14 protein-coding genes are annotated in these 12455 nt (G+C 42.0%); 7 read left to right on the forward strand and 7 right to left on the reverse strand.

The features are described 5' to 3' along the window. Positions 1-123 precede the first annotated feature (123 nt). From RMY27_RS14490 to RMY27_RS14500, 3 genes are all read right to left on the reverse strand, one after another. Complete coding sequence (locus RMY27_RS14490; protein ID WP_322664261.1) at positions 124-408, reverse strand: NACHT C-terminal helical domain 2-containing protein; 285 nt, start codon at positions 406-408, stop codon at positions 124-126. A 146-nt stretch (positions 409-554) separates the two neighbouring features. After that, positions 555-896: a hypothetical protein gene (locus RMY27_RS14495; RefSeq protein ID WP_322664263.1), complete on the reverse strand. Its 342-nt coding sequence runs from the start codon at positions 894-896 to the stop codon at positions 555-557. Positions 897-930: 34 nt separating this feature from the next. Further along, positions 931-2025: a hybrid sensor histidine kinase/response regulator gene (locus tag RMY27_RS14500; RefSeq protein WP_322664265.1), complete on the reverse strand. Its 1095-nt coding sequence runs from the start codon at positions 2023-2025 to the stop codon at positions 931-933. A 452-nt stretch (positions 2026-2477) separates the two neighbouring features. Between RMY27_RS14500 and RMY27_RS14505 the strand changes: the two genes are divergently transcribed. Both RMY27_RS14505 and RMY27_RS14510 read left to right on the forward strand, forming a co-directional pair. Then, on the forward strand, positions 2478-3197 hold the full coding sequence (locus RMY27_RS14505) for a response regulator transcription factor (RefSeq protein WP_322664266.1): 720 nt from the start codon (positions 2478-2480) through the stop codon (positions 3195-3197). Positions 3198-3423: 226 nt separating this feature from the next. Then, positions 3424-5115, forward strand: a complete 1692-nt coding sequence (locus tag RMY27_RS14510) for an NAD(P)H-quinone oxidoreductase subunit 4 (RefSeq protein ID WP_322664268.1) — start codon at positions 3424-3426, stop codon at positions 5113-5115. A 118-nt stretch (positions 5116-5233) separates the two neighbouring features. Here the strand turns inward: RMY27_RS14510 and RMY27_RS14515 are convergent, their stop codons facing one another. Next, the gene (locus RMY27_RS14515) at positions 5234-5563 is read right to left on the reverse strand and encodes a hypothetical protein (protein ID WP_322664270.1); all 330 of its coding nucleotides are present in this window, start codon (positions 5561-5563) and stop codon (positions 5234-5236) included. A gap of 417 nt (positions 5564-5980) precedes the next feature. Between RMY27_RS14515 and thrB the strand changes: the two genes are divergently transcribed. The 5 genes from thrB to RMY27_RS14540 all read left to right on the forward strand — a co-directional run bounded on the left by thrB (position 5981) and on the right by RMY27_RS14540 (position 9466). Beyond that, positions 5981-6895 carry a homoserine kinase gene (gene thrB / locus RMY27_RS14520; protein WP_322664279.1) on the forward strand — a complete coding sequence of 305 codons (915 nt, stop codon included), beginning with the start codon at positions 5981-5983 and terminating at the stop codon, positions 6893-6895. Positions 6896-6936: 41 nt separating this feature from the next. Then, positions 6937-7449 (forward strand): hypothetical protein, encoded by a 513-nt coding sequence (locus RMY27_RS14525; RefSeq protein WP_322664281.1) that lies wholly within the window; start codon positions 6937-6939, stop codon positions 7447-7449. A 551-nt stretch (positions 7450-8000) separates the two neighbouring features. Beyond that, a complete protein-coding gene (locus RMY27_RS14530) occupies positions 8001-8537 on the forward strand; it encodes a universal stress protein (protein ID WP_322664432.1) in 537 nt (178 codons plus the stop codon). A gap of 295 nt (positions 8538-8832) precedes the next feature. Then, a complete protein-coding gene (locus RMY27_RS14535) occupies positions 8833-9198 on the forward strand; it encodes a DOPA 4,5-dioxygenase family protein (protein WP_322664283.1) in 366 nt (121 codons plus the stop codon). A gap of 31 nt (positions 9199-9229) precedes the next feature. Next, complete coding sequence (locus tag RMY27_RS14540; RefSeq protein ID WP_322664285.1) at positions 9230-9466, forward strand: hypothetical protein; 237 nt, start codon at positions 9230-9232, stop codon at positions 9464-9466. A gap of 62 nt (positions 9467-9528) precedes the next feature. Here the strand turns inward: RMY27_RS14540 and RMY27_RS14545 are convergent, their stop codons facing one another. The 3 genes from RMY27_RS14545 to cobA all read right to left on the reverse strand — a co-directional run bounded on the left by RMY27_RS14545 (position 9529) and on the right by cobA (position 12352). Next, on the reverse strand, positions 9529-9834 hold the full coding sequence (locus RMY27_RS14545; protein WP_322664287.1) for a hypothetical protein: 306 nt from the start codon (positions 9832-9834) through the stop codon (positions 9529-9531). 241 nt (positions 9835-10075) lie between these two features. Further along, on the reverse strand, positions 10076-10672 hold the full coding sequence (coaE, locus tag RMY27_RS14550; protein ID WP_322664289.1) for a dephospho-CoA kinase: 597 nt from the start codon (positions 10670-10672) through the stop codon (positions 10076-10078). Between the two features lie 87 nt (positions 10673-10759). Then, on the reverse strand, positions 10760-12352 hold the full coding sequence (gene cobA, locus RMY27_RS14555) for a uroporphyrinogen-III C-methyltransferase (RefSeq protein WP_322664291.1): 1593 nt from the start codon (positions 12350-12352) through the stop codon (positions 10760-10762). Positions 12353-12455 lie beyond the last annotated feature (103 nt).

The raw sequence follows: 12455 nt of genomic DNA on the forward strand, positions 1-12455 counted from the left end.
TTAATGGAGTTCCAAGCCTCATTAATGAATATCAAAGACTCATTAATGGAGTTCCGAGCCTCATTAATGAATATCAAAGGCTCATTAATGGAGTTCCGAGCCTCATTAATGAATATCAAAGGCTCATTGTTGCATTCTAAAATATATCTCCTCTCCCCACGCTCCCCCTGCTCCCCCTGCCTCCCCTGCCCCCTGCCATTCCCGCTTGGAGAGTTCTTCTATCGGCAACAAACTGGCTTCAATCTCCTGCCGCACAACGTCTGTGATTTCACAGTTGCTATTAAGACAATCGATAAGCAACTGATTGGCATTGTAATATTGTTGCAATACTTGCTGTTGCTGTGGGCTGAAATGCCAGTGATGCTGAATGTTTCGATGCTTGGCGATCGCAGTTTTTAACCGTTCCATCCAAGCAGGATAACTTGTTTGCCACCATGTCTGATATCATGTCTGGTTAAAGACTTATCATTAAGACCGCAGAGGAGCGGAGGGGCAGAGGGGCAGAGGGGATGGGTTTTTGGGCTTTCTGCATAGAGAAAGGGAATTATAACTAATTAGCCGGACATGATATGAATGCTTTCTCTACTTTGTTCTGGATCGGGCAGTAGGTCTTTAAGTTGTTGCAAAACTTGATGTAAGCCAGCATCTTGAACAATTACTAAAGCACTACTCAGAGCATCATTGCACCCATAGACATCGGCAAAATTAGATTTGCATTCCATTACTAGGTTATTTAATGCCGCATCCAAAAAAATATCTTGATCGAGAATGCAGACAAGAGCAAAGTGCCGGGTAAGGTGAGGAGTCCTAACCAGAGCAAGATAAAACGCCCAAATTGCAGCAGGCACAGGAGCAGCGACAGACTTTTGACTTCTCCAAGTTAAAAACTTTTGCAAATATGGATCTTGAGCCGCTAGCGCATCAACTCTTTTAGTTTTCGCCAGCCACAGGTAGACGTATAGTAAATGTGCTACCCTGTCCTGGTTCAGATTTCACATCGATTGTGCCATGATGTGCTTCGATAATGCAGCGAGATAAATATAGTCCCAAACCACTACCAGAACGTTGATGTTTCCCTTGACGAAATCGCTCGAATAATATTGCCTGATCTGGTTTAGAAATTCCTGGCCCTGTATCTTGGATATCAATATTCACAGCTACTGGAGTCAGATAACAGTGAATATTTACAGAGCCTTGGTCTGTAAATTTGATAGCATTGCCAATAAGATTCGTCAAAACTCGCCGCAATTCTACGCGATCGCCCATAATGGTGCTTGCAGTTTCACTTAGATCGATGTTTACAGCTAATCCTTTTTCTTCAGCTAAAGGAGTTAATTCTTGCGAAACTTCACCAACTAATTCCTGAATATTGCAAGGAGAAATTTTTAAGGTTTTACAGCCCGCTTCATGACGATAAACTTCTAACAAGGTATTTACCATTTCCAGCAGGTCTTGATTGCTGCCAATCATGGTATCAATTATTTCTTGCAATTGTGGCGAAACATCGCAAAACCTGCCTTCCAGCAATAATTTTAATACGCGGTTAGAGGCTACTAAGGGTATACGTAAATCGTGAGTAAAACGGGAGACAAAATCTGCCCGGAGGTTTGCCATCTGATCTCGTTCGTCGATACTATGCTTGAGGCGCAGGAGCGATCGCACCCTTGCATGTAGTTCATCAGGATCGAATGGTTTGCGAATGAAGTCATCTGCACCAGCGTCAAGTCCTTCAACAACGCTAGACTCATAGTGAGCCGTGAGCAGCAGAATCGGGATAAATGGTAACGCCTGATTCTGTCGGATGCGCCGAGTAAATTCATAGCCATCTAGCTCCGGCATCATCACATCTAAGAGAATTATGTCTGGCGGTGACTCCTCAACCATAGCCAGAGCAATCTTACTATCTTCTACCAAGCTAATTTCATAGTCCTGATCTTCTAGGACTGCTTCTAAGACCAGTAGATTGTCAAAAACATCATCGACAACGAGAATTTTATCTTTTTTGACAGTTTTAGATAAAGACATGGCTAAATAAAAAAAGAAGTGCTTGGCTATCCCTAGCAAATCTAGTAATAGCTTACTTCACTAGCGCTGAGATTATTAAGGATTGACATTTTCTTTTAGAGTTTCCTCAGTTAAATACCTGCTGTCTACGTAATTTAACTGGTTTTTTCTTTATTTAATGTGCTATTTGCTTAATAAAATTCTTACTTGCTACCAAATTTTTAATGAAAAGTTGTTTAGCATAAAACATCAAGCATTAGGTTAATGTATAGAAATATTTTTTGATTAAATTTTATTATCATATCGAAACCCTTGCCTTAGAAAGGCTTACGAGATAAGGTTATCTATGTCTAATGGTAGATGAAGTTCAGGGAATAATACCAAACGCATTGCTTTTTGTATAAGATCCCGAATAGAAGAACGAGATTATTTTAATCTGTACTTGAGATAAATAACAGTAAAGTTAAGTAACTATGAGTGAAATCAAGATCCTTGTGATTGAAGATCACAACCTGACAAGAATCGGCTTAAGGTCTGCCTTACAAACCCAGCCAGAGTTCAATATTGTTGGTGAAGCAGCCAATGCAACCGATGGCATCAAGCTTCTGAAAACTCTCAAGCCGGATGTTGCTACTATTGACATTGGTTTGCCTGATATGGATGGTATTGAGCTAACACGCACATTTAGGCAATATCAGGCAGAGAATGAGGACTACACAACAAAGCTGCTAATTTTAACGATGCAAAATAGCGAACAAGCAGTTTTAGCAGCATTTGCAGCAGGTGCAGATTCTTATTGCATGAAGGATATAGAAACTGAGAGACTAGTTGAGGCTGTGCGAACGACCTATGCAGGTAGCTCATGGATCGATCCAGCGATCGCAGACCTTGTACTACAACAAATACGCCAAGATTTCCCCGATGGTAGCAGAGGTGCATCTGGGAAAAGAGTCTTGATTGAAGGTATTGACCCAGATGTTGAAAAAAGCATAGTCACCTATCCTTTAACTCATAGGGAAATGGATGTTTTAGAGTTGATTGTCGCAGGGTGTGACAATGCAGAAATTGCGAAAAGGCTCTACTTAACAGTCGGTACTGTAAAAACTCATGTTCGAGGTATTCTCAATAAACTCTGTGTTGCTGACCGGACACAGGCTGCCGTCCGTGCCTTGCGGGCTGGATTAGTACCGTGAACAACTAAAAATCTTTCTTCCCCAGTCCCGTTCGGCTACGCTACTTCGACTGCGCTCAGTACAAGTCACGGCAAGCCCAGTCGCCATTTTCAAGTCAATTGTCTTTGAGTCAAAGCGGTTAACTGGGATAAATATTTATGGTTAACTAGGATAAATACTTATGAAGAAATTGTTACAAAGTTTAGTACAATGACATCATCCCAAATAAGTATTTTTTCTCATATACATGATAGCGGATCAATTTCCCTGGCTTACCGCAATTGTCTTGCTGCCACTCATTGCTTCCCTGCTTATCCCTGTGCTGCCTGATAAAGATGGTAAGCGCGTTCGATGGTATGCATTAGGTATAGGTATTGCAGACTTTGCCTTGATGTGTTACGCCTTTTGGAAACATTACGATGCCAGCAGTGCTAGTTTTCAAATGGTGGAAAATTATGCCTGGATGCCTCAGTTGGGTTTGAACTGGGCGGTATCAGTCGATGGACTATCAGTACCACTTGTGCTGCTAGCAGGATTTGTCACCACACTCTCGATGTTTTCGGCTTGGCAAGTCGATCATCGACCTCGCCTCTTCTATTTTTTGATGCTGGTGCTGTATTCTGCACAAGTGGGGGTATTTGTTGCCAAAGACTTGCTACTATTTTTCATTATGTGGGAAGTAGAGCTAATCCCCGTCTACCTACTAGTCTGCATTTGGGGTGGGCAAAAGCGTCGTTATGCAGCTACGAAATTTTTGTTGTATACCGCAGCTGCTTCTATATTTATTTTAGTGGCAGCCCTGGCAATGGGGCTATACGGCGGCGGTGATATGACATTTGATATAACCGCCCTAGCTAAGAAGGAATATCCCCTTGGACTACAACTGCTACTTTATGCAGGGTTACTGGTTGCATTTGGTGTCAAACTTGCTGTTTTCCCGATGCATACCTGGTTGCCTGATGCTCACGGTGAAGCATCATCTCCTGTATCGATGATTCTGGCTGGTGTGTTGCTGAAGATGGGCGGGTACGGGCTGATTCGCCTGAATCTTGAGTTGCTTTCCGATGCACACATTTACTTTGCGCCGGTTTTAGCCATTCTGGGTGTTGTCAACATTATCTATGGTGCATTGAACTCCTTTGCTCAGACGAATATGAAGCGACGTTTAGCTTATTCGTCAATTTCTCACATGGGGTTTGTGCTGCTGGGAATTGCGTCGTTCACTGATTTGGGAATCAACGGCGCGATGTTGCAGATGATCTCGCATGGTTTGATTGCATCGGTGCTGTTCTTCTTAGCAGGTGTTACTTACGATCGCACCCACACAATGGTAATGAAAGATATGGGCGGTATTGGTCAAGCCATGCCCAAAGTCTTCGCCCTGTTTACAATCGGAGCAATGGCATCTCTGGCACTTCCCGGCATGAGCGGCTTTGCTGGCGAACTTTCCGTATTTGTTGGGATGACAAGCAGTGACGTTTACAGTTCAACTTTCTGCACCGTAACAGTTTTTCTCGCCGCCGTTGGAGTTATTCTCACACCGATTTATCTACTTTCCATGCTGCGAGAGGTATTTTATGGAAAAGACGCAGCACTGCTATGCGACATTAATAATGCAGGCTTGGAAAATCAAGAAGATGAGGGAACAGTTTGTTTTGGTACAGACTGTCTCGTGCCAGAAGATGCAGTCTACGAAGATGCTAGACCCCGTGAGGTGTTTATCGCTGCCTGTTTTCTGCTGATGATTATTGGTATTGGTTTCTATCCTAAGATGGCGATGCAGATGTACGACGTGAAGACTGTTGCAGTCAATGCTAATCTTCGCCAGTCTTATGCCATAGTCTCGCAAACCAATCCCCAGATTTATGCTAAGGGACTCTTAGTTCCGCCGCAAATTTCCGAGGTTGAAGTAGCGCCCGTTTTGGGAACTTTGAAGTAAGCTTTTCTTCTGTGGAAAGAGCGATCGCTAACTTCGAGAACTTCTAGGTACATTTCTGAGGAAGAACAAAGTATTGATAGCCGATCGCTATGGATAGGCTATCAATCCCCAATCATTCTCAAGATGCCCAAGATATTTTTTCTGGGAAAGATCCTTTTTTCCAATCTTGCCAAACCTTTACTGCTGATCGTTGAAAAAATGCCTGCGAGTTTTGCTCTGGTGTTTCTTGAAGTTCTTTAACTTCCCCACTAAATTTATCTATCCACAAAGAGCCGAGACGATCTTCATGTGGGCCAAAGCGGTAAGTGACGCCGGTCTCATCCTCCTTTTCTTTTATAATCAATACGTAAAAAGCCATAATACTTGATATTAAAATATATGCTCGCTGAATTTTAGAAATTATAGTAATTAAAACTATTACAGCGGTTCTCAGTTGAGTGAGATACAAGAACCCCACCCCCAACCCCCTCCCCGCAAGCGAGGAGGGGAATATGATGTACCTCATGTGATTAGTAAACGCTATATCAACGTGCGAGTGTAAAAACAATATTTTTACTAACGTTATTTATGTCTTTGCGATTAAAAATTATTTATGACTGCCAAAATGCGAATATTTTTACTCTTCAAATGATTTTTTAACCGTGTTAAATACATTTTAAACTATCAGTGAGGATACTTTAAGTTGGGTTTAGTAGCAGATATAATAGACTTTTTCTTTATTTAGAACAACTTTAGGCTGATAGACTGCATTCAATCAGTATTCTTTAACCTCAATTTAGCAACTTACATACAAAAAACTACCATAATTCATGAGCAAATCAACCCTTTACATGGGATGCTAGTTGATGATTAGTGAGTTTTGCCAATGTCTGTTGTTTCTACCATTACTGTTACTGTTCCCGCCACAACTGCGAATTTGGGGCCTGGTTTTGATTGCATCGGTGCAGCTTTAAAACTGTACAACGAGTTCAAGTTCACTCGCCAAGAAGAAGGTGGGCTAACTATTCATGTCACTGGTACAGAAGCCCAACGAGTCCAAACTGATGAGAGCAATCTCCTTTACCAAGCGTTTGTCAAGTTCTATCAACACATAGAGCAAACACCGCCGACTGTGAAAATAGAGATTAAGTTAGGTGTCCCGTTGGCGCGGGGTTTGGGTAGTTCGGCCACAGCAATTGTTGGTGGGTTGGTTGCGGCTAATCAACTTGAAGGTACGCCTATGAGCCAGTCACAGGTGATGGAGTTAGCGATCGCGATGGAAGGACATCCTGATAACGTAGTTCCAGCCTTGTTGGGAGGATGTCGTCTTGCTGCTACCAGTGGCGCAAGTTGGGAAATTTGTGATGTCCCCTGGCATAAAGATGTTGTACCAGTTGTGGCTATTCCTAATTTTGAACTTTCTACTTCCGAGGCGCGGGGTGTTCTCCCTACTGAGGTAAGTCGCGCCGATGCGATTTTCAATACAGCACATTTGGGATTATTGTTGCGCGGCTTGGAAACTGGTAACGCACAATGGCTAAAGACAGCTTTGCAAGATAAGTTGCATCAGCCCTATCGCAAAGCTTTGATTCCTGGTTATGATGCTCTCAACATCGCAGCTGTTAGTGCTGGTGCTTATGGTATGGTGATTAGTGGTGCGGGGCCGACACTGTTAGCTTTAGCGGATAAGTTACACTCAAAGGCTGTGGAGGCGGCGATGTTAGCTACTTGGCAAGAAGAAGGAATTACAGCCGAGGTGCGATCGCTTTCTCTCGATACCCAAGGCGCAAAAAGCTTTTAAAAAATTAGATAACTATTTACTCAGCACTTAAAACTCGATTTATGGAGCAAACTCAGGCTGAAATAGCGGCGCTTAACTCTCAAATTCAGATTCTTTTAGAAGAACGCGCTGCACTCACGATAAAAAATAATGTCATCTCTGGCGAGAATGATTCACCCCAGGCGATGGTGGAAGCTTACCGCCGTCAAGCTAGAGAAAATGCCCAATTATCTGTTGAACTCCAAGGTATAGATGCAGCGATCGCCGCCTTGGAAGGCCAGATTAAACAAAAACAAGGTAAGTTAGTGCGTTCGCAAGGTGAATCCAAACAACTTATCCAACAGCAGCAGCTAGAGGAAGCCAAAGAAGTGGCTCAGGTTCATGCTCAACGCATTAATCAACTAGCAAGTGAACTGGCCGCAGAAGTCCGTTTTCTTAAGGCTTGTGCTAATCAACTGAGTCCAATGTATTGGCAAATTTATTACAAGCCCTTTATTACTGGCTTTAAGACAATCTCCGTTCCTTACGTCCGCTCTGATGGGGAAGTATGGACAATTGTCAACCGGATTGTTTAATGCTTTAGCCTTTTCGGTTGTATGCAATATATTGACTTCTCTCGTTTTATGCTATTCATTATCCAAATATTTCTCAACAAAAATATAACTTACTTAAAACAAGAGCAAAAGCATTGATAGTTATCCACTCAAATTTTCCAGTTTGTAGTTAGCGATCGCCTAGAAAATTTTCGTCATTTACATTCTTCTGCCTTTGTCAAGTATCCACATATCGCCTTCTTCTAAAATCCTGTTTCTGACTTATTTCCAGCAATCTTAAGAAAGATGTGACTAATGCTGCATAGCAATTTTGAAATATGGATTTAGGCTCAGAACCCAAAGATATTTATTCCAAAAGGGATGCTCTCTAATGCTCAAAAAGCAATGCTTGCTTTCCTCACAAGTTCCTCAAATTGTTTTGCTATAAATATAAATATAAGGCGAAAACCTTTAAGAGATTTAAAATTCAAAAGTCGTAAACATAGTTGAGGGATTAGTCATTTTTGACAATCCAGCATCTGGAAACCCGAAACCGTAAAGACCAATTACCAATGAAATCGGAGGTCTATATGATGTTTAAAAAGATTCTAGTTGCATTAGATCGCTCGGAAATAGGGCAGCAGGTTTTTGAGGAAGCATTAGATTTAGCAAAGTTAACACAAGCTAGCTTAATGTTACTTCATGTTTTATCTTCAGAAGAAGAGGGTAGTCCTTATGTACCTATGCTGTCTAATATGGACTACTATCCAGGATTGACCAGTCAAAGCTTTGAGTTATACCAACAACAGTGGGATACCTTTAAAAATCTAGGAATCCAGATGTTGCAATCTTTCTGTGCCCAAGCAAACGCAGCAGGTGTGACTACGGAATTTACACAAAATGTTGGTAATCCTGGTCGCGTTATTTGTGATTTAGCCCATAGTTGTGACGCTGACCTAATTGTTATGGGGCGTCGCGGTCATTCTCGGCTGATGGAACTATTTCTCGGTAGTGTGAGTAACTATGTTCTTCACCATGCTCCTTGTTCAGTGCATGTTGTGCATCTTTCAGTTACTCCTAAAATAGATGAAGTTGTCAAAGAAACTACAAGCGCTGTCAGCGTTAACTAACTACTAAGCTATTCCACATTTAACTTGCATAATTAGGGTAGGCAAGACTTCGGCGCGATCACTACTTCTCTGCGAGAGACTGCGCTAACGATAATGTTTAGTATGCTGCCTACCCCACAAAAGTTAGTTATCTCAATCAATGATCTCTGTAAATTCAATCTCCACAACCGCTCCCTAACTACACTGTATTGGGTTAAAATTGAGCGTAGGCGTAGCCCGTCACAGACATTGCTTTTTTAGTAAGAAATAAAAAGCCCGCTACCCAAAATTAGAGTTGAGAGCGAAAAGTGGATCTATGGAAGAAGATACTATCGAGATCGCTGGTTTTCATGCTCATGTTTACTTCGATCCTGCGAGTCGAGATGTAGCTGCGCGTGTACGCGAAGGATTAGGCGCTAGGTTTGACGTGCAACTCGGACGCTGGTTTGACAAGCCCATCGGGCCCCATCCAAAAGCGATGTATCAAGTTGCTTTCTTACCAAATCAGTTTGATAAAGTCGTTCCTTGGTTAATGCTCAATCGTGATGGATTGGATATTCTCGTTCATCCTGAGACAGGGAATGCTGTGGCAGACCACGCAGTTCATTCCCTATGGTTAGGAGAAAAGCTAAATTTAAATATTGAGTTTCTTCAACAGCTTAGTCCGACTTTATCTAATTAAGGAAAGTAAACGACTTTGTTGGGTAAAAGTTTTGGTTTATCAAAGCTATGAAGAATTAACTAAAAATCATCCAGAGGTCAACCCCTACTTTAGTTTTTTACTAGATTCACAGGAGCAGTGGATAGATCATCATCACTTAGCAGTTGATGGTTTAGTAATGCATCTTGATAAAGATAACCCAAATCTTTTGCATCTTTTTAGGCAATTTCCGTTAATAAATCTACCGTCGCCGTTGGTTTCGACTTCGCTCAACCAACTAAGGGATTGAGAGTTGAGTGAAGTCGAAACTCGTCAACCTGGGTATATTCTTCGTGAGAAATCACCTTATATTTAGTCATTCGGTATTTGCTTGAGTAAAGCTATCCACATATCAGATGGATCTGAATAGTAATCAATTTCTTCAACTTGATATTGATAAGATTCACAACCTTCTCGTAAGATAATGCGATCGCAAGCTTTAACGCTTTTCCCTACTCCAGTCATGTACCCGATTGTTCCTTCATTGAGACGCTCAAATATGTAGTCGCCTCCACAAACTTGTTGTCTGTAATCATGGATTTTATTCTTTTGTTTTAATTCTGTTACTGGAGAGATAGCCAGAGCTAATTTATTTAAAAAACTAAAACTTAAGTTCATACCTGCTATGATTGAAGAGAAGGCACTTAAAAACATTTAAAAAATAGAAGTTATAATTTATTTAAAAGCCATTCTTTTAAATTTACAGTACTATTAATCGCAGATTCAACTGTAAAATCACCTAACTGTTAGACAATATTGGGTGAGATATAAGTTTTTTGCTTAACTATCTAGTATTAATTAATAAGCTTTTTATGTCTTGAAAATGTCATATATGTATATATTTGAATATCAATATAATTTAGTCACTACTCGTCGTAGCTAGAGCTACATCTATCTGCTTCAGTAGTACTTCTAGGGTAGAAGAGTTATCTAAAACCACATCTGCATGAGCCACTTTTTCTTCGATGGATAATTGGCTGTTAATCCTAGCTTGTGCCTGTTCTGGACTTAAATGGTTTCGTTGTATCAATCTTTGTAGTTGTTGCTCTTGGGAACAACGCACTACCCAGATTTCTGTTACCAAATCAGTCATCCCAGCTTCAAATAATAGAGGCACTACTAACACCAGTATTTGTGATGAAGATTGAGCAATTGCTTTGAGAAAACGATCGCGTACATCAGGATGAATCAAATCCTCTATCCAGTTGCGTTCATCTTGACGATTAAAGATAACTTCACCTAGCTTTTGACGGTTGAGGCTGCCATCTGGTAGTAAAATTTGTTCACCGTAACGTTGAGCGATCGCACGTAGAATAGGCGAACCTAAAGATACTGCCTCTCTAGCATAAATATCTGCATCCAAAATTGGCAGGTTATAAGTGCTAGCTAAATAATTAGTGACAGTGGTTTTGCCACAGGCAATACCTCCAGTTAAGCCGATTATACGTTTTGTCATTTGTCATTTGTCATTTGTCATTCTCCTCTGCTCCCCTGCTCCCCTGCTCCCCTGCCCCTCTGCTCCCCTGCTCCCCTGCTCCCTTATCTACGAAGTTGCCCATGCGATCAGTGCTTGGGTTAAACCATCTAAAGTGTATTCTTGGGCTTCTACATCCACGTGTCCGAATAAATCATGACAAGTTTTGGAGGTTTGGGGGCCGATAGAGGCAATACAAACTCCCTCTAAGAATTGGCTAGCATCAGAGTTGTGGGAAAATATATTATTAGTAAGTTGACAGAAAAATTGTACAGTTTTAGAACTGGCAAAGGTAATCACATCTACCTTGCGGTTTTGGAGAGCTAACTTTGCCGCAGGTGGAATACTACTAGGACAACAAGATTGATATGCCGCAACTTCTATCACCTTTGCTCCCTTGAGAGTTAATTCCTTAACTAAAACTTCTCTGCCGCCGCTTTCAACTCTGGGAAATAACACCTTTTTACCATCTAATTTATCTGGGAAATTTTCCACTAAAGAATCGGCAACAAAGTTGGGGGGAATAAAATCTGCTTGCAAAGAGCGTTGTTTGAGACTTTGGGCTGTTTTCTCACCAACGACGGCAATTTTGATGCCAGCTAAGGCACGGCTATCTTTACCTTGAGTAGTTAGCCTTTCAAAAAAGTAGTCTATGCCATTGGTAGAAGTGAAAATTAACCAGTCGAAGTCAGATAAATGAGCGATCGCATTATCCAAAGCTTCCCAACTGGAGGGGGGGCCGATTTCTAAGGTAGGCATTTCGATGACGGTTGCACCTGATGCAATGAGGCGATCGCTAAATTGACTCGATTGGCCAACTGAACGTGTTACCAAGATCATTTTACCAGTAAGGGGAAGAGGAGATAGGGGAAAATTGCTTGACATAGCAGGGGGGCTAAAAGTTTTGGCTGTAGTAGAAACCTGACAATCTATTTTCTCAGGTTGTAAGTACTTGCGTAGCCCAACAACTTCGCCAATCACAATTACTGCTGGGGAAAGGGATAATCCGGCGGTAAGTTCTAGAATATTGCCCAGTTGCGCCGTCCAAATTTGTTGATCGGGAGTTCCTGCCCAACGGATGATGGCAATGGGTGTTAAGTGCGATCGCCCATGCTGCACCAGCTGATCTACAATCTCTCGTAGATGTCGCCCTCCCATTAAAATTACCAGCGTCTCTAAGCGTGACAGTGCCTCCCAGTCTAAAACCTCTGGTTCGTGAGCTGTAAGCACTGCAAAAGTGCGGCTTAACACCGGATCTGTCAGGGGAATTCCTGCCAACAAAGGCGCTGCAAGGGCTGAGGAAATTCCTGGTACTAGTTCAAAATCACAACCGGATGCTTTCAACGCTTCAATTTCGGAAGTGCAACGCCCAAAAATCAACGGATCGCCTGATTTGAGCCGTATAACTTGTCTTCCTTGCAGACAGTGTTTTACCAGTAACTTATTAATCTCTGCTTGGCTTGTACTGGGTTTGCCACCGCGTTTACCAACATCTAACTTCAAGCAATCATCTGGTACGCACTGCAATAATTGAGCATCTACTAAAGCATCGTAAACTAACACCTGAGCAGTAGCTAAAAGATTGTAAGCTTTTACTGTCAAGTATGCTACATCTCCAGGCCCAGCACCTACGAGGTACACTTTGCCTTTGTCATTTGTCATTTGTCATTTGTCAGGTAGTTATTCTCCTCTGCTCCTCTGCTCCTCTGCTCCCCTGCTCCCCTGCTCCCCTGCTCCCCTGCTCCTCCCCTCCTCATGCCCCATA

The organism is Nostoc sp. DedQUE09 (assembly GCF_034530915.1).
Lineage (GTDB): Bacteria > Cyanobacteriota > Cyanobacteriia > Cyanobacteriales > Nostocaceae > Nostoc.